Genomic DNA, 18,150 nt, shown 5'->3' with positions numbered 1-18,150 from the left:
GGTTTGGACATGGAGAAGGGAGATGAGTCTGCCGTACATATTTTTGAGATGAAAAATACGGTAACCGCTTTCAATCATCATGGGATTTCGATCACCTTGCGAAGTCGGACCAGTCATCAAGATGAACGCCTAGCAGAGACGTTTCATGTATGATTAACGGCTTGGGCTGTGACGTCTGCAAGCCGGTTATGCGATGACATCACGGACAGAACAGACATTTATGAAAAATGCTGTATGCAAATCGAAATTTGAGAAATTGAGGTGAAACGGTCATGCCATTCATGATCAAAAGGTTTTCGAAATGGCTCACTGGGGTGCTTGTCCTGCTCCTAGTTCTTACTCCGCTTGCCCCTGCTGTGTCAGTATATGCTGCAGAGGGCGATCTTCCCCCTCCGGCAACGGTTCCTGCTGCGGATTTGTCAGCGGAGCCCATCACGGTAACAAATTCCACGTACGGCAAGAGTCCGACCTCCATGAACGATATAGCAGCTAACCAGGATCCGAAAGCCCCGCAAAATCTAAGATTGGTCAGCGTCTCCCATAATATGGCGATTTTTGAGTGGGATTTCAGACCTAAAGAGGACGATAACAATATTCAGGTGTGGGATGCCGATACAGGCAAATGGCTGACTTGGGGGAACTATTGGACCCGGGCCGTGACAGGCTTATCCCCGGAAACCACCTACCGCATCTATATTACATGGAATGAAGATACGAAACAGGAGCATAAGAGCAATGTGCTGGAGTTCACGACAACGAAGGATGTCACCGAGTATAAAGAAGCTCCGTTAACGCCGCCAAGCGGTCTTAAAATTACGGACGTAACAGAGGATTCCGTGACGCTGGACTGGGGCTCCAGTCCGGGTGCCGCCGCCTATGACATTTACGTCAATGGGGCATGGGCAGGTGGAACCTGGGAGAACACCGCAACCTCATCGACCTACTCCCCTCTTGAAGCAGGGCAGACATATAAATTTATGGTTGGGGCGCAGCGAACGGTGAACGGCGCGCTCGAGACGTCCGCGAACAGCAATACGGTTACGATCACATGGGGCGAGCTGGCTCAGCCTGAGGGGCTGCAAGTTGTAACGGCGACGCGGTCGACGGTATCGCTAGGCTGGGCTCCGGTTCCTGGCGCCACAACCTATCATATTTACCAGGATGGCGTAAAGATCGGCACCAGCGAGCAGAACCGGTATACGGTTGCTGGGCTCGAAGAAGGAAAGACCTATTCCTTCAAGGTGACGGGAGCAAATAGCCTGTGGACCTCTCCTGAGAGCGATGCGGTGACTGTCGTTCCTGGCAGCAATTATAACAATATTACGTATTACACGTCGTGGTCCGCGAGTACCGATTCCAATGCCCGCAACCTGCAGCCTGACGATTTGGACGTGTCCAAGCTGACGCACATCAACTATGCTTTTGCCGACATCTGCTGGAAGAAGTTCGGAAGCGGGGCGCGAGCCTGCGAAGATCCTAACATTCCCGCCCAGAACCGGTACGTGTATGACGGAGAAATCATCATCGGAGATCCGACCTTTGATTTTCAGAACTTCAAGGCATTTGAATCGATTAAAGCAGCGAATCCGCATTTGAAGCTGTTGGTGTCGGTCGGAGGCTGGACGTGGTCCGGCAATTTCTCGAACATCGCACGGACGGAGGAGACGCGCAGGGCATTCGCGAACTCGGCGGTCCATTTCCTGCGGGAATACGGCATTGACGGCCTGGACGTCGACTGGGAATATCCGGTGGAAGGCGGTTTGGAGACCAATTCCCGGGGACCTGAGGATAAGGAAAACTTCACGCTGCTCATGAAAGCAGTCCGTGAGGCGTTGGATGCAGCAGGCAGTGAAGACGGAAAGTACTATCTGCTGACGATCGCGTCGGGGCAAGGCGACAATTTCACGGTGAACGCCGATTTTGAGAATTCCGTGCAGTATCTCGATTTTATTAATATCATGACATACGACTATAGCGGAAAGACCGATACATTAGGACACCATAATGCACCGCTCTTCTATGATAAGGCCCTGCCAACCCGGTCGGCGGCAAGAAATCATGTGCTCGGCGGGCTGATGGGGCATTTGAACGGCGGCGTGCCTCCGCATAAATTGATTGCAGGCGTTCCTTACTATGGCAAGGGCTGGGACGGATGCGGACCGAATGGGCAGTACCAGGCTTGCAAGGGGGGCTCAAGCGTCGGAACATGGGAGAGTGCCCTGTTCGACTTCAGCCATCTTGAGAACGATTATATCGGCAAGAACGGTTACAAGCGATACTGGAACGAGTATGCGAAAGTGCCTTATCTCTATAATGATCAGAACAACGTATTTATCACGTACAATGACAAAACTACAATGATGTACACCGCATCCCTCGTCAAAACGCTTGATATCGCCGGGGTCATGAGCTGGGATATTAGCGGGGACCGGAACTATACGCTGACGAATCAGCTTGTTAAAGACCTGCCGATTAACGGCAAGTCGAATGATGCTGCACTCGGAGCACCTAGCAATCTGAAGGTGTCTGGCGTTACATCCAAATCCGTTCAGCTTGAATGGGATCCGGTTGAAGGAGCTTCCACCTATGAGGTGTATGTGAACCACGCGCTTTCCGGGTTGACTGAGGGCAAAGGCGCTTACACGATTCAGGGTCTTCAGCCGCTGAACAATTACAAGATTCATGTGCTGGCCGTAGACCGCACAGGCGATGAGATTCATCGTGTCTCGAGCGCATCAAAGCAGCTCAGTATCACAACGTCCGGCAGCAGCTCGGGCGGATCGGACAGCTCCGGCGGATCAGGCGGATCAAGCTCAGCTCCATCTCCTGTACCTCAGCCGCCTAAGGAGAAGGATCAGTTGGACGCGCAGGTAGTTCTTTCGGGAGATAAAGCCGTCATTACAATTCAGGTAGCTGCGGCTGTTCAGGCCATTAACGCTTCGGATTCAGTCAATTTCCGAATTGATGCCGGCGACAAGGCAAAGCAAGCAGAGGCAGAAATACCGCAAGAGGTCATTGCAGCCGTTGCGAAAAAAGGACCAAACGCCAGCCTGTCGATCCTTGTTAATGGAACCGAGTACAGGATTCCGGCTGCGCTTATTACGGTTGCCGGCCCGGTGAAGGTATCGGTTACAGCCCCTTCCGAGGCAGACCTCAAGGGAGCCGAAGCGCTTCTGAAAGGGAAAGAGGTGCTAAGTACACCGCTTCTGTTCAAGCTGGAGCAGCTTCATGCCGACCAAACAGCTACGGAACTTAAGCACTACGGAAAATTATACGTAAGTGAATTTATCACGGTAGATGCCAAAGCGATTAACACGAAGCGAGCAACCGGCGTCGTTTATATTCCGGGGCTGAACGAGCTGCGTTCGGTGCCGACGCTGTTTAAGGTGAACGCTGACGGTACCGTGACCGTGGAAATTAAGAAAACCGGCAATGGCATCTACGTGCTGGCACAGCAGGATATGAAGTTCAAGGATGCGATCCCGGCCTGGGCAGCGGAGGATGCAGCACAAGCCGCCGCGAAATGGGTCATATCCGGGGATAATAGCGGTAACTTCGGTGCCAATAAATCCATCACCCGGGCTGAAATTGTGGCGATCATCGTTCGCGCGCTCGGTCTTCTGCCGGATGAAAGCTATACGAATTTTGCAGATGTAGATCCAAAATCCGCCTATGCCGGAGAAATTGCTGCGGCTAAGGCAGCGGGACTGGTGAAGGGCAGAACAGGGGGGACCTTTGATCCGAGCAGTCCGATATCCCGAGAGGAGCTTGCCGTTATCCTAGACAACGTGCTGGCTTATGCCGGCATGACCAAGGATGCAGGTGCCTCCGTGCTCGATGGCTTTAAGGATCGTTCCGCAGTTTCTTCCTATGCGAAGTCGGCCGTTGCAATGGTCGTCAAACACAAGATCATGCATGGCGTATCCACAACAAAATTTGATCCGAAATCCAATGTGACCAAGGCACAGACGGTGGTTACCGTAATGAGGACGCTTCGCACACTTGGATTACTGAACTAGATGACTCACCCATAAGGATTAAGGGTGCTTCTCGAGACAGAGCGAATGGTTCGAGAGGCCCCCTTATTTATAAACATCGCTATGAACCATGGAGGCGACAGGCCAAGTTCGAACATAGCAATTAAAGAGAAATCCTGCTAAGGATCCCATGTTAAGATAGACCTATCAAATGGATGAGGTGATCTGTTATGGCGTTGAAATGTGATAATATCTTTGTTAACTTGCCGGTCAAGGATTTGGACAGAACGAAGGACTTCTTTACGAAGATCGGATTTGAATTCAATCCGCAATTTACGGACAAGAACGCTGCGTGTTTGATGATCGGCGACAACATCTTTGCGATGCTGCTGGTGGAGGACTATTTCAAAACCTTTACCAAAAAAGATCTGTCCAACGCGGCCAATACGACCGAGGTAATCTTGGCGTTGTCGGCCGAGAGCAAGGAGCAGGTTGATGAAATCGTCAACAATGCGCTGGCTGCAGGAGGATCGCCTTCCAATGATCCGGTGGATCATGGCTTTATGTACAGCTGGAGCTTCCAGGATCCGGACGGTCATTTGTGGGAAGTATTGTACATGGATCCAAGCAACGTTCAATAATAACCTTCCATAAGTTTGATGGTTGCTGTATTCTAACGGGACAGCAAAGCATGCATAGGAAGCGGTAGGTACGCCAGACATAATCGGGCGTACCTGCCGCTTTCGTTTTTGAGATACACACATAGAAAAACTTTAAAGAGGCCAGATTACTGGCTTTACTTTTAACTGGAAATCGATTATAGTTGTATGTACAAACAACAAATATAAATCACCAATGATTAATCTCCTCTAGATATCGCTCTTTTCCTTTTTCAGTTCCGGTTTCAGGAGGTGAATCAAGCACGATTGAGATGCTTCGCAAACCGCCGATTGATATGAAGATATATGATGACAGGAGTGTGATTCCTATGGAAAGAGTATTAGTTATCAATGCCCATCCCCTCGTTACGAGCAATCATTCCCTTAGCCTGCAGGTTCTTAACCGCTTTATAAGCAAGTACAGAGAGCTAAACCCCGATCATGAGTTGCAGCAGATTGATCTGTATCGTGAGGAGGTGCCGGCCATTACGGCCGATATGCTGAACGGTTGGGCTAAGCTTGAGACCGGGGAGAGGCTAACGGATGTCGAGGAGAATCTGATGCTCCGCATGTCCGAGATTCTGCGGCAGTTCAAATGGGCGTCCAAATATGTGATTGCCATGCCGCTCCATAATTTCAATATTCCGTCCAAGCTCAAGGACTATATGGATAATATTATCATCCCGAAGGAAACATTCCGTTATACGGAGAACGGGTCGGAAGGACTCCTGACCGATGGCCGGAGCGTCGTAGTTATCCAGGGAAGTGACGGTATATATACGAATGGCGACTGGTACAGCGAGGTTGAATATTCGCATCAATATTTGAAATCGATGTTTGCGTTTCTTGGTATTACGGACTACAGGATTATCCGTGCGCAGGGGCACGCGGTCCTGGATCGGAGTGAAATTTTGGCTGAAGCTTTCCAGGCTGCAGAGTCGGCGGTCTTGCACTGGATTAGGGACGAGGACCTTCGGACAGGGATAACATTCAGGTCATAAAATCATCTTTGAAAATGAGATGGGAGGGTGATTATGGCTTATACGATGATTTTGATCATTCACGTGATATCGGCCATCGCCATGATCGGCCCGGCATTTTATCTGCAGCGGTTTCTTGTTTTCCCGCAGGCTTCCGCAGGAGGTGCCGGTTCGCTGAGATACGCGCACGGGACTGCCCGGAGGCTGGATCGTTTGACGGATACGGGTATGATCCTTCAGCTGGTCACGGGACTGCTGATGGGATGGATGGAGCCGGTTCTATTTCAGATGCTGTGGTACGTTGCGGCCCTTGTGCTGGTGCCCGTCATCGGCCTTTACATGAAATTTGCGGTCAGGCCGCGAATTCGGTCCTTGTATACGCTGGTAGAGTCATCCACCGTATCGCAAGCCGATCTGGAGCGAACCTACCGACGGTTATGGTCGCAGGCATTGCCCCATATCCTCATTGTTCAAGGGGGGATTGTCATTCTGATCTTGCTGATGGTGTTGAAGCCTTAGTATGTATGGGGGGATGAATGATACGCGAGCGGAACACGAACGTATGCATGACGGACCACGAATGGATGCATGCACGTATGCATAACGGACCACGAATGGATGACATGCACGTATGCATAATTGGGGCGCGAACGAATGTAGTACACGTTACATGCTGGGCATGAACGAATGTAGGTGTATGTATGCATCAGCTGGATACGACCAAGTAGTGCACATGTGTATACGGACACACGAACGAGTGCATGCACATATGCATCAGCGGGTATCCCCTATGGATAAAATGAAACAGCCGCCAGTTCTCTGAGGAACTGGCGGCCGCTTTGGTATTACCGATTCAATGGAATGGACCGGCGTTTAGGCCGACGCCTCGGTCGTCACTTGCCATAATACGCCGAATTTATCTTCAATTACGCCGAACAGCGCTCCCCAGAATTGGGGCTTCAGCGGATCGACAACCTTCCCGCCCTCAGACAGCCGGTCAAATGCTTCATGCGCCTCGGCATCGCTGTCAAACGCCAGGGTCAGATGCATTCCGTTCCCTCGATCCAGCGATTGATACATGGAATCGGACATGTAAATGGGAACCCCTCCGGCAACAAGGCTTAAATGCAAAACCTTGTCCTTCATTTCTTCGTTGGAGCCGGGAAGCTCGCCGAAGGTTTTCACGGACAGGATTTCGCCTCCCAGTGCGCTCGTGTAAAACTCAGCCTGCGCTTTAGCATCCTCGGAGAATATGTACGGTGTCAACTTCGCCATAATCAACATCCTTTCGAAAGTAAGATTGGAGCCTTTCCTTGATTCAAGTATATAGGTATCCATACTCCCGAATTTCTTATGGATTGCTAACTTAACCTTCCTCCGATATGAACCCTTAGGCAGTCTATAAAATCGGAGACAGCAGGCGCGAGATCGACTCCTTAAATTTGATCCATCTGGACCGCTTCTCATATTCCTCCAAGGTGAGCAGGCTGGATACGCGCAGATCGTGATGGAAAATCTCCGTCAAACGCCGGGACAGCAGCTCATCATAAAGGAAGGCGTTGACCTCGAAATTCAGCCGGAAGCTTCGGACATCGATGTTGGCCGTGCCGACCGAGGAGATAGTCTCATCGATAATGATGGTCTTGGCATGAATGAACCCGTTATTGTACAAATACACATTCGCCCCGGTTTGCAGCATCTCTCCAATATAAGACCATGTCGCCCAATAGACGAAGGGATGGTCCGGCTTGTCCGGAATCATCAGATGCACCTTGACCCCGGACAACGAAGCGATCCGAAGCGCGTCAAACAGGCTTGCATCAGGAATAAAATAAGGGGTCTGGATATAGATCGATCTTTTAGCCGAAGTGATCATCTTGATATACCCGTTCTTGATGTGCTCATACTCGGAATCCGGACCGCTGGTTACGATCTGAATACCGACGTTACCCGGTGAATTGATCTTGGGGAACAGATTCGGCTCGTAGACAATGTCATGGTGATGCGATGCCTGATTCCAGTCCAGAATGAAGCGGACCTGCATCGCATAGACGGCTTCTCCTTGTATGCGCAGATGCGTATCCCGCCAATAACCAAACCTTGAGTTCAACCCCAGATACTCGTCCCCGACATTAAAACCGCCAACATACCCGATATCGCCGTCAATGATGACCAGCTTCCGGTGATTGCGGTAATTGAGCCGCAGGTTGATGAAGCGGAGCTTGGAAGGGAAGAAGGCCTCGGCCTCTCCGCCCGCTTCCCGAAAAGCCTTAAAGAACCCTTTCGTCAATTTTCGCGAGCCCAGCTGATCATAGAGGACGCGAACCTTGACGCCTTCCCGGGCCTTTTTCGTCAGCAGGGCGATCAGGCGTTTGCCAAGCTGATCCCGCCGGATAATGTAGTACTGAATATGTATGTATTCCTTCGCTTCCTCGATATCCTGAAACAGGCGCTGGAATTTGTCGCGGCCGTCCGTAAAAATCTCGACATTGTTATCGTCCGTAAAAATGGCTTGATTCTCGTTGAGCTGCATATGGATCAGATCCCGGTTGTCCTGTGCGGCCCGATTCGCGAACGAAAAGTCTCCCCGATACATGGAATCCATCTGGGAGAGCAGCACCTTCTCGATTCCGGTCTTCTGAAGATCGTCCCAATGGAACAGTCTCACGCTTTTTAAGTTTTGGGCAAATAAAAGGTACAGCGCAAACCCGAGAATCGGGATGAAGAACAGCACCAGCAGCCACGCCCACGTGGACGCGGCATCGCGTCTCTCCTTGAAAACGACCACGATGGCGAACAAGATATTCAGAACGATGACCAGACCCAAAATAATGGATGTCACATGCATTGCAAAAAATCCTCCTAAACTTCAGCCTCGCCCTTGCAATCCTTCATATTATACGTGAGCTGTTAGGAGAAGTATATAACCGCAGTATGGATTAATCCCTAGATTTTTAGTCAAGTGCCTGTTTCATAAGGTAAGGGAGCGGCGAAACAGCGCGCTCGCCATTTGAATCCCTGCACTCTGTCATGATACGATGAATGAAACTTTGTGGAGATAAGGAGCACCCTATTTGATAAGAATGAACAAATTTTTCAAACTGTGCTTTGCCGTCATTCTGATCCTGGCCATCATATATTTAGGATCGCTCGTCGATTTTATTTTCAAGCCGGTCCTCTCGTTCTTCTCGATTACGCTCGTGCCGTTGATGCTGGCGGGATTCTTCTTTTACCTGCTGCGGCCGCTGGTCGATTTGCTTGAAAGATGGAAGCTGAACCGATCGCTGGCGATCCTGCTGCTGTATGTCGTGTTCGCGGGAATCCTGACCGGCTTTATCCTGTGGGTGTGGCCTTCTCTGAGGGATCAGGTCGTTGCGCTCGTACAGAATGCGCCGGCACTGTTCGCCGCACTGGGCGATCAGCTGCACGAGCTGGAGCAGAGCGGCTTTTTGCAGGATCTGTTTCCCGGAGACGTTACCCCGTTGACGCAGCTGACCGACTACTTGAACCGGGGCTTCTCATTCCTCACCAACTACATCATGAACCTGTTCTCCTTTGTGTCGAATTTCGCGATCGTGCTGTTTACCTTCCCGATTCTTCTGTATTACATGCTGAAGGAGGGGGGCAAATTCGGCAAAATGCTGGTCGGCTTTCTTCCGAACCGCTTCAAGGACGAGGGGGCATCCGTGCTGGATGAGATCAATAACGCCCTGAAAGGGTTTATTGTCGGCCGGGTGCTGGTCAATCTGGCCCTTGGCGTGCTGATGTACATCGGCTTTCTGATCATCGGGCTTCCGTATGCGCTGCTGCTGACGGTGGTGGCCGTCATTGCCAACTTTATTCCGTTTATCGGGGCAATTCTATCCTCGATTCCGATCGTCATTATCGGGTTCATCCAGTCGCCAGGAACCGCGATATGGTCGCTCCTGGTCATTTTGGCCGCCCAGCAGATTCAGGACAATTTGATCGGGCCGTATATTTTCGGCAAGCAGCTGGATATTCATCCGGTTACGATCATCATTTTAATATTGGTAGGACAAGACCTCGGCGGCATTATCGGGATCCTGCTTGTCGTTCCGATCTATATGATCGTGAAGATTATCGTAAAGAGAGTGTACCAATTGTTCTTTAAGGAAAAATGGGAGAAGGCTTAGTCTGCTGATATTCGAATCGGGGCGACTCCTTCTTGACGCAGATGGTAATGGAAAAAGCCCAGCGAGGTTACGCTGTCATGGACATCGTACGGCTGCGGCTTTGCTTTTTTTTGTCTATGTGATTTGGCCCGATGCTGATTCCAGCGCATCCAGGTTATGCTGCAAATCCTGCTTAAGCTCCTGTATTCGCTGCTTCAAATGGTGCAATATTTGAACCCGGATCTCGGCTTCCCGCTCTTTCATGCAAAAAGCGGAGCAGGACAATGCTGCATGCTTGTAATGGCTGCTGTCATTCAGGATGACATGCAGCTTTTCCTTATATAATCTCTTTACAGATCCGCTGCCCGGCTTGATTTCATAATACCGGCTGGTTTCAACGAGCAGCTTCCATTCGCAGGTGTGGAATGTGAAGCGGTCCCGCTCCAGCGTACCGGTTACCTGAATGAACCGTGTACCTTTATCGAACGTATTCAATAGACATTGTGCCCCCCTTATGATGTCATGTTGATGTAGTACTGAATGATTATACAGTCTGTCCATGTTTAGATTCTAATGGAAATAATTAGGTTGTCCCTTCCGTTCATGGGAGGCCCATTTTCGGATGAAAATAGAATAGATATGGGGGATTATGCTCACGCTAGGTTAATACCATTATGTGTGACATAGTCATGCTGTTTGGAGTCGAAAATTTTCAAGCCAAGGAGTGGGACGAACATGAGATTTCAGTCGAAGGTTGTCATTGTAACCGGCGGCGCGAGCGGGATTGGTGAAGCGACGGTCCGGCTGTTCGCAGAAGAAGGGGCAAAGGTGGTTATTGCGGATTTTTCAGATCGTGGACAAACCCTTTCGGATCAATTAAGACAAGACGGGTATGAGGCGCTGTTCGTCAAGACCGATGTGACCAAGGAATCGGAAGTGATCCGCATGGTTGAGCAGACGGTGAACCATTATGGACGCATTGATGTTTTATTCGCCAACGCGGGGATTGCGAAGGATGCACCGGCCGATGTGCTGGAGCTCGACAATTGGCAGCGGACGATCGATATAAATTTAACGGGCGTCTTTCTGTGCGATAAGTACGTGATCAAGCAAATGCTGTCCCAAGGCACCGGCGGCGCGATCGTAAATTGCGGCTCGATCCACAGCCATGTCGGCAAATCCGGGGTAACCGCTTATGCTTCAGCCAAAGGCGGGGTGAAGCTGTTGACGCAATCCATGGGGGCCGATTATGCCTCGAAAGGCATCCGGATTAACGCCGTATGTCCTGGATATATCGACACCCCGCTGATCCAGGGACGGACGGAAGCCATTACGCAGCATCTGGTCAGCCTTCATCCGATGGGGCGCTTGGGACAGCCGGAAGAGGTAGCGAGGGCAGTCTTGTTTCTGGCCAGTGATGATGCATCGTTTATAACAGGGACGACCCTCTTGGTTGATGGAGGATATACAGCGGTTTAAATGCCTGCACAAGAAAGCCCCGAGAGGACTCGGGGCTTTTTGCATATTCCAAGGAAGCTCTATTATATCTAGGGCGAATTATATAATGCTGACACCAGCGCTTCCGTAGCCAGCTACGGCAGTAGCGATCGTGATTCCTGAAGCCGTAGCTGAGAATACCATCAGCAAGCGGGTATTGGCCGCTACTGGAATGGCCAGACCGTCCACAAAACCGTTGCTGACTGTACCAAGGGCAAGAACGCCGGTAAGCGGAGGAGCCAGCGTTACAACCGCACCTGGAATTGGGGTGAAAATATTGCTTGTTGCCGGGGCGCTGTACAGCTGTGCTGTGATCGTAACGGTTGTTCCAACCAAGGAGAGCGCTACCGTAGTGCTGAAGGTTGCCGAGATCGCATCAATGGTGCCTGCTCTCGGCGTGTTGAATGCAAAGTCAAGCAGTGTTCCCCCAGCGCCGGTAAGGTCGACGGTTCCGCCAGCCAAGGTGACCGCTGGTCCGGAATTGCCGAAGCCTACCAGTCCGACCGTTCCAACCAACCCGCCGACAAGCGTTGTCAAGGCAAGCGGGATACCGGAAGCGAACGGAATGATGGCGCCTCCGCCAGGTATCCCCGGTACACCCGCAGGTCCTGCAGGTCCGACAGGTCCGACAGGTCCCGCAGGTCCGACAGGTCCAGCCGGCCCTACCGGTCCAGGGATGCCCTGTGGTCCTGCAGGCCCTGGAATGCCTTGCGGTCCCGCAGGTCCGATCGGCCCAATCGGTCCGACAGGCCCAACCGGTCCAATCCGCCCGCGCGAAACTCTTGGACAGCGGCGCACAAGCACCAGATCCTTTTTACCGTGATCGTGTTTGCCTTTGCCATGATCGTGGCATTTCTTTTTAGCGTGAAGCACTTTTTTCTCTATTTTTTTAGGTGAGCACAATTTCTTTTTTCTAAGAGAACGATCCAAATTCAAGCACCTCCTTTAGATTTGTTCTATACTACGCAACTTTTGCCTTGGGGGCATGGGTTAATAGCGTATTCCTGGTAGAAGGATGCCTATTATTTGCTAGAATGTACGGTTGCCCTATAGTAGGGGGCCCACCGATTCCGTCTGAGACAGGCCCGGCGCGGGCTGAAATGAGCGGGGGATAAAGACAAGCAATAGGATGTCATCCAGCGCACGAAAAAAATTTTTTTTTCGGGGAAGTACGAAGTCTCCTTTGCCACCTTTCGTACCGATCATTAACCGCATGAAAGATCAATGGGATGAACTTCGGGGGCTGGGTGGCGATAATCCTTGCTGTTAAGCGGATTGCACGCTCCGGGCAATATACCGAGATGAGCTGCCGCCCCCCCAATCCTCGGTTAACGGAAGCATGAGGTCACCTTCGTACCGGCATGGAAATGACTCCTGAAAGGGATCAAAAATGCGCGAAACGGGTTTGACTTTTCCTGGGTTTCCTTTTATCATGAACACACGCTTAGTTTCCGGCATGCACATGACGGAAAGCGGGGGAACCAGTTTTATCAGGGGCGAGTCACTTGATTTCAGAGTGTAGGGTACCATCTTACCCGAGTCCGTCAGCTAACCTCGTCAGCAGTGGATGGGTCTTTTATACATAACCGATGTTCATAAACAAAGGCCCTTGATTCTCTATAGGGGCCTTTTTCTCTATGTTGACCCCCTGCTGGCGGAGCTGTGTCCAATTCCCCTGTTCGGAGGTCTTTTTTGCGTGGACTTTGAATGGGATGTGAAAGGAGGATGACAGGCTGTAATGTGTCTTCAACTGAAGTGGTCTAGAAGAGGCGCTGTAGTTAGAGCAACAGGGCGATGCAGGAGTTCGGTCCCTTGAAGCCTGATGATGGTGCGCGGGGACAAGAGCTTCAAAAATCCCCAGTAAATCTATCTATAAACTTTGTTATTTGCGTGTCGTTGATTGTTCAACTGGTTACTTAAGCTCATCGAGTTGATGCCGGGTGTTTAAGAAATTCTTTGGGTCATTATCGAGGATTATAGGAGTTCATGTGATTAACGAAAGGTTGTGGAAGGATTTGAAGAAAGTGATTGTGCTGGTTTGGTGTTTGATTATGGTGGTATCCTTGGCCGCTTGCGGCGAGAAAGGGAGCACGCTGGAGCAGGCGATTGAACGTGGGTATGTCACGGTCGGCTTTGCGAATGAGAAGCCGTACGCTTACAAGGAGGCGAACGGCGAGCTTACCGGCGAGGCGGTCGAAATTGCCCGCGTCATTCTGGAGCGCCTTGGCATCAAGGAAATGAGGGGGGAGCTTACCGAATTCGGGTCGCTTGTAGCGGGGCTGCAAGCCGACCGGTTCGACATGATAACGGCCGGGATGTTCATTAATCCGGAACGCTGCTCGGCAGTCTTGTTCGCCGATCCGGAGTACAGTATCGGGGAAGCGCTGGCGGTAAAGAAGGGGAATCCGCTCGGGCTTGGAAGCTATGCAGATGTTGCCAAGGATGATGATGCCAAGGTCGCCGTCATGACCGGTGCCGTCGAGATCGGATACATGGAGAAGTCGGGCATTCCTTCCGAGCGCATTGTCCAGGTGCCTGATCAGGCTTCGGCAATCAGTGCGCTGCAGGCGGACCGTGTGCAGGCAATCACGATGACGGGACCGTCGCTGCAGGCAATGCTGGATTCCGCAAGCGATGAGAGCATCGAGCGCGTAACCGACTTTGAGCAGCCGGTCATTGACGGTGAAAGCGTGCGCGGGTACGGCGCGACCGCATTTCGGAAAGCGGACACCGAATTTCAGGAAGCCTATAATGCGGAGCTGCAAAAAATGAAAGAATCCGGCGAGCTCCTGGAAATCTTGCAGCAGTTCGGATTTACCGAGGAAGAGCTGCCGGGCGACATGACAGCGGCTGCGCTCTGCGGGAAATAGCATGCCGAACTCCTGGATTGAGTTCCTTCCCACACTGTTGAAGGGCGCGGAAATTACGGTCCTGGTCGCGATATTTTCCGCCATGCTTGCGATTGTTGCAGCCTTTGCGGCAGGACTATCCCGGTTATCCAAGCTGTGGATCCTGCGCACGCTAGCCGCTGTTTATGTGGAGGTCTTTCGGGGTACCTCCCTGCTTGTTCAGCTATTCTGGCTGTACTTCGCCCTTCCGTTCATCGGCATCGAGCTTCCGAAAATGCTGGCGGCTATTTTGGCAATCGGGCTCAACTTCGGTGCGTACGGCTCGGAGATTGTCCGCAGTGCGGTGCTCGCGGTACCCAAAGGTCAATGGGAGGCAGCGGTCGCGCTCAACCTGAAGCCCTGGCAGCGGATGTTGAACGTGATTTTGCCGCAAGCAACGCTTAGGATGCTGCCGCCGTTCGGGAACCAGCTGGTGGAGCTGATTAAGTCAACGTCGCTCGTCTATTTCATCACGATGGCGGATCTGACCTATCAGGCGATGGTGCTCCGCAACAACTATATTGCCTGGACGACGGAAATTCTTGCGCTGCTGCTCCTGTTGTACTTTGTGATCGCTACGCTCGTTGCGGTGGCGGTCCGGCTGCTCGAGCGGAAATTGACGGCGGGGAGGATGTAGCCTATGTGGGATTGGAATTATGCATTTGATATTTTACCGGAGCTGCTGCGGGCGCTCCAAATGACCGTATGGGTAACGCTCTGTGCGTTCGTGGTTGCGCTTATTGTTGGGTTGCTGCTGGCTTTTGCCGCGCGGAGCCGATTTAAGCCACTGTCGCTGATCACCAAAGGAATCATTGAGTTTATCCGAAACACGCCGCTGCTCGTGCAAGTCTTCTTTCTGTATTACAGTCTGCCGCTCCTAATGGGCATCTCGATCCCCGCCTTCTATGCTGGAGTGATCGGACTGGGGCTGCATTACAGCACCTATTTGTCCGAGGTGTACCGATCAGGCATTGAAGCGGTACCGAAGGGGCAGTGGGAGGCGGCAACGGCGCTGAATTATACGAAGGCCCAGACCTGGCGCAGCATCATATTGCCGCAGGCGGTACCGCCGATCATCCCGGTGCTGGGGAACTATTTGATCGTGATGTTTAAGGAAACGCCGATTTTGTGTGCGATTACGCTGGTGGAAATGATGATGACGGCTAAAAATATCGTGTCCCAGTCCTTTCGGGCGTTCGAGCCGTACACGCTGGTCGGAATTTTATTCCTGATCATCAGTTATATCGCGTCGCTGCTGGTTCAAAGGCTGGAAAAGCGCATGAATCTGCAGCGGGGACAATGAGGAGGGAAAGCGATGAATGCAGTTGTGATCGACGAACAGGAGGAGGCCCTGCCGTCCCGGACGGAGGAAAAGCCTTCAACCGGTATGCAGCCGATCGTGAGATATAAAGGGGTCACCAAATCCTTCGGCGAGCTGCAGGTACTCAAAGGCATCGATTTGGAGATCCAGCCCGGAGAGAAGGTGGCCGTGATCGGTCCGAGCGGTTCGGGGAAGACGACGCTGGGCCGGATGCTGATGACGCTCGAGGAGCCGACCGAAGGCACGATCGAGGTCGACGGCGAGCTGCTCTGGCATATGTACCATAAGGGAAAGCTCGTCCTGGCGGACGAAAAGCATCTGCACCGGATGCGATGCAATGTCGGAATGGTGTTCCAGCATTTCAATCTGTTCCCGCACATGAATGTGCTGCGAAACGTTACCGAGGCTCCGCGCAAAGTGCTCGGCTTGTCCAAGGAAGAAGCGGAGGAACGTGCAGTGTCCATGCTGGGCAAGGTAGGCCTTGCCGATAAGCTGAAGATGTATCCGGCGAATCTGTCCGGGGGACAGAAGCAGCGTGTCGCCATAGCAAGAGCGCTCGTTATGCGGCCGAAGGTGATGGTGTTCGACGAGGTGACGTCCGCACTGGACCCCGAGCTGGTGGGCGAGGTGCTTGCCGTGATCCGGGAGATCGCCGAGGAAGGCGAGATGGCGATGCTGCTGATTACGCATGAGATGGATTTCGCTAAAGAGATTGCCGACCGGGTGATCTTCGGCGCCGATGGCCGGATTGTCGAGCAGGGAACGCCGGAGGAGATTTTCGATCATCCGAAGAGCGAACGGCTGCGGAGCTTTTTGCAGCGCTTCCGCTCCGGTCGCGATTAAAACGTGGTGATGAATCAGGAAGGGGGGGGTGATTCCTATGGCAGTTGAGACACGTACCGAAATCATTTACCGAAGACCGGAAGCGCAGGACGGCACCCGGATCTGGGAGCTTGTCCGCGACACGGGTTCACTCGATCTGAACTCCCCGTATTGCTATATCCTGCTGGGCGATTATTTCAACGATACCTGCATGATCGCCGAGCATGAAGGGGAGATTGTCGGATTTATCTCTGCATTTCGTTCGCCACGAAATCCCGAGACGCTGTTTGTATGGCAGGTGGCGGTGGCGAGCTCGCATCGGAGGCAGGGAATCGCCCGGACGATGCTGGAGAGCATTCTGAACCAACCGGCTTGCCGCGGTGTCCGATTTATTGAGGCGACCGTTTCGCCCAGTAATATCGCATCCCGGCGGTTATTTCTCGGCTTTGCCGAAGAGAAGTCGATCCCCAGCACGGTAACCGTCGGTTACGGGGCGGATCTGTTCCCGGATGGAACGATCCATGAGGATGAGCCGCTGTTCGTGATTGGCCCTTTTTTCAATGACATTTAAACAAAATGGAGGGAAATATGGACAACCAAGTCATGGAGATGCCGAAGCTTACGGTGTTTGACAAGCTGGAGTCGGAAGTAAGAAGCTATTGCCGCAGTTTTCAGACTGTTTTTGACAGGGCTAAAAATGCAAGGCTCTGGGATACCCGGGGCAATGCGTATATTGATTTCTTCGCCGGTGCCGGCGCGCTGAATTATGGACATAACAATGAAAGGATCCGCCAAAAGCTGGTGGACTATATGATGCATGACGGAGTTACGCACAGCCTGGACATGGCCACGGACGCGAAGGAGCACTTTCTGATCCGATTTGAGGAAGTCATTCTGAAGCCGAGAGGTTGGAACCACAAAGTGATGTTCCCCGGGCCAACAGGCACCAATGCGGTTGAAGCCGCGTTGAAGATCGCCCGGAAGGTGACCGGACGCTCTACGGTATTGTGCTTCACGAACGCCTTCCACGGCATGTCGCTAGGCTCGCTCGCCGTAACGGGAAATGCCTTCAAACGCCAGGGGGCCGGCGTCGATCTGAGCCATTCGGTATTTATGCCTTATGACGGATACTTTGGCGAAGACGTGGATACGATGGCATATATGGAGAAGCTCCTGGATGATCCCGGAAGCGGGATACCGCTTCCGGCTGCAGTCATCGTGGAGGCGGTTCAGGGGGAAGGCGGGTTGAATGCCGCCAGCAATGAATGGCTGCAGCGTCTTTCCCGTCTGTGCAAGGAAAAAGGCATACTGCTCATTCTGGACGACATCCAGATGGGATGCGGAAGAACCGGAACCTTCTTCAGCTTCGACGATGCCGGCATCGAGCCGGACATTATCTGCCTGTCCAAATCAATTGGAGGATACGGCCTGCCAATGGCCATCACGCTGATGAAACCCGAGATCGACATTTGGCAGCCGGGCGAGCATAACGGCACCTTCCGGGGCAACAACCTTGGCTTTATTGCCGCCGCGGAGGCGCTCGATTATTGGGCGACGGAGGAGTTCAAGCTTGAAATCGGCATCCGGAGCAGCCGGATTCGGGAGACACTGGAGAGCATGACGAGGGAATGTTCTCTGGGCGGTGAGATTCGCGGACGGGGAATGATTCAAGGGATTGCCTTTGATAGACCTGAGCTTGCGGGCAGACTGTCGGAAATCGCCTTCGAGCAGGGCTTGATCATGGAGACATCCGGCCCGCATGGTGAAGTGGCGAAGCTGATGCCGCCGCTGACGATCGAGATGAGCACATTGAACGAGGGGGTGGAAATGTTAGAAACCAGCATGAAGCGTTTATCTATTGAGGAGGGCTAAT

Annotated in this window: 16 protein-coding genes and 1 riboswitch; of the genes, 12 read left to right on the top strand and 4 right to left on the bottom strand. The window is 52.2% G+C overall.

The genetic code is table 11. The features are described 5' to 3' along the window. Window positions 1-272 precede the first annotated feature (272 nt). The 4 genes from NST08_RS25855 (at window position 273) to NST08_RS25840 (ending at window position 6,135) form a co-directional block, all read left to right on the top strand. A complete protein-coding gene (locus NST08_RS25855; RefSeq protein ID WP_341342431.1) occupies window positions 273-4,019 on the top strand; it encodes a glycosyl hydrolase family 18 protein in 3,747 nt (1,248 codons plus the stop codon). 188 nt (window positions 4,020-4,207) lie between these two features. After that, window positions 4,208-4,618, top strand: a complete 411-nt coding sequence (locus NST08_RS25850) for a VOC family protein (RefSeq protein ID WP_007133217.1) — start codon at window positions 4,208-4,210, stop codon at window positions 4,616-4,618. Between the two features lie 347 nt (window positions 4,619-4,965). Then, on the top strand, window positions 4,966-5,637 hold the full coding sequence (locus NST08_RS25845) for an FMN-dependent NADH-azoreductase (RefSeq protein ID WP_210095556.1): 672 nt from the start codon (window positions 4,966-4,968) through the stop codon (window positions 5,635-5,637). Between the two features lie 33 nt (window positions 5,638-5,670). Continuing rightward, window positions 5,671-6,135 (top strand): DUF2269 family protein, encoded by a 465-nt coding sequence (locus NST08_RS25840; protein ID WP_051425118.1) that lies wholly within the window; start codon window positions 5,671-5,673, stop codon window positions 6,133-6,135. Between the two features lie 354 nt (window positions 6,136-6,489). Here the strand turns inward: NST08_RS25840 and NST08_RS25835 are convergent, their stop codons facing one another. Continuing rightward, window positions 6,490-6,891 (bottom strand): VOC family protein, encoded by a 402-nt coding sequence (locus NST08_RS25835; protein WP_028405075.1) that lies wholly within the window; start codon window positions 6,889-6,891, stop codon window positions 6,490-6,492. 124 nt (window positions 6,892-7,015) lie between these two features. Continuing rightward, window positions 7,016-8,464, bottom strand: coding sequence for a cardiolipin synthase (gene cls, locus NST08_RS25830; protein WP_007133222.1), 1,449 nt, complete (start codon window positions 8,462-8,464; stop codon window positions 7,016-7,018). A gap of 226 nt (window positions 8,465-8,690) precedes the next feature. Between cls and NST08_RS25825 the strand changes: the two genes are divergently transcribed. Beyond that, window positions 8,691-9,770, top strand: coding sequence for an AI-2E family transporter (locus NST08_RS25825; RefSeq protein WP_007133223.1), 1,080 nt, complete (start codon window positions 8,691-8,693; stop codon window positions 9,768-9,770). Between the two features lie 114 nt (window positions 9,771-9,884). Here NST08_RS25825 and NST08_RS25820 read toward each other — a convergent pair whose 3' ends face one another. Beyond that, entirely contained in the window at window positions 9,885-10,244 is a 360-nt protein-coding gene (locus NST08_RS25820) for a hypothetical protein (protein ID WP_034273107.1), read from the bottom strand. Between the two features lie 240 nt (window positions 10,245-10,484). Between NST08_RS25820 and NST08_RS25815 the strand changes: the two genes are divergently transcribed. Next, a complete protein-coding gene (locus NST08_RS25815; protein WP_028405074.1) occupies window positions 10,485-11,228 on the top strand; it encodes an SDR family NAD(P)-dependent oxidoreductase in 744 nt (247 codons plus the stop codon). 78 nt (window positions 11,229-11,306) lie between these two features. Here NST08_RS25815 and NST08_RS25810 read toward each other — a convergent pair whose 3' ends face one another. Then, the gene (locus NST08_RS25810) at window positions 11,307-12,119 is read right to left on the bottom strand and encodes an exosporium glycoprotein BclB-related protein (protein ID WP_341342430.1); all 813 of its coding nucleotides are present in this window, start codon (window positions 12,117-12,119) and stop codon (window positions 11,307-11,309) included. Window positions 12,120-12,677: 558 nt separating this feature from the next. After that, window positions 12,678-12,824: riboswitch (cyclic di-AMP (ydaO/yuaA leader) on the top strand. A gap of 473 nt (window positions 12,825-13,297) precedes the next feature. Here NST08_RS25810 and ehuB point away from each other — a divergent pair. The 6 genes from ehuB to ectB are packed head-to-tail and all read left to right on the top strand — an operon-like array spanning window position 13,298 to window position 18,149. After that, window positions 13,298-14,116, top strand: coding sequence for an ectoine/hydroxyectoine ABC transporter substrate-binding protein EhuB (gene ehuB, locus NST08_RS25805; RefSeq protein ID WP_083832658.1), 819 nt, complete (start codon window positions 13,298-13,300; stop codon window positions 14,114-14,116). A gap of 1 nt (window position 14,117) precedes the next feature. After that, a complete protein-coding gene (gene ehuC, locus NST08_RS25800) occupies window positions 14,118-14,771 on the top strand; it encodes an ectoine/hydroxyectoine ABC transporter permease subunit EhuC (RefSeq protein WP_007131786.1) in 654 nt (217 codons plus the stop codon). A 3-nt stretch (window positions 14,772-14,774) separates the two neighbouring features. Further along, window positions 14,775-15,437 (top strand): ectoine/hydroxyectoine ABC transporter permease subunit EhuD, encoded by a 663-nt coding sequence (ehuD, locus tag NST08_RS25795; RefSeq protein WP_007131785.1) that lies wholly within the window; start codon window positions 14,775-14,777, stop codon window positions 15,435-15,437. A gap of 12 nt (window positions 15,438-15,449) precedes the next feature. Continuing rightward, window positions 15,450-16,298, top strand: a complete 849-nt coding sequence (gene ehuA, locus NST08_RS25790; RefSeq protein WP_340898951.1) for an ectoine/hydroxyectoine ABC transporter ATP-binding protein EhuA — start codon at window positions 15,450-15,452, stop codon at window positions 16,296-16,298. Window positions 16,299-16,335: 37 nt separating this feature from the next. Next, on the top strand, window positions 16,336-16,848 hold the full coding sequence (gene ectA, locus NST08_RS25785; RefSeq protein WP_007131783.1) for a diaminobutyrate acetyltransferase: 513 nt from the start codon (window positions 16,336-16,338) through the stop codon (window positions 16,846-16,848). Window positions 16,849-16,865: 17 nt separating this feature from the next. Continuing rightward, on the top strand, window positions 16,866-18,149 hold the full coding sequence (gene ectB, locus NST08_RS25780) for a diaminobutyrate--2-oxoglutarate transaminase (protein ID WP_341342429.1): 1,284 nt from the start codon (window positions 16,866-16,868) through the stop codon (window positions 18,147-18,149). The last annotated feature ends 1 nt before the right edge of the window (window position 18,150 follow it).

Origin of the sequence: Paenibacillus sp. FSL K6-1566 (genome assembly GCF_038050475.1) — a bacterium.
Lineage (GTDB): Bacteria > Bacillota > Bacilli > Paenibacillales > Paenibacillaceae > Paenibacillus_AQ > Paenibacillus_AQ lactis.
This window is presented reverse-complemented; position numbering and strand designations above follow the sequence as displayed.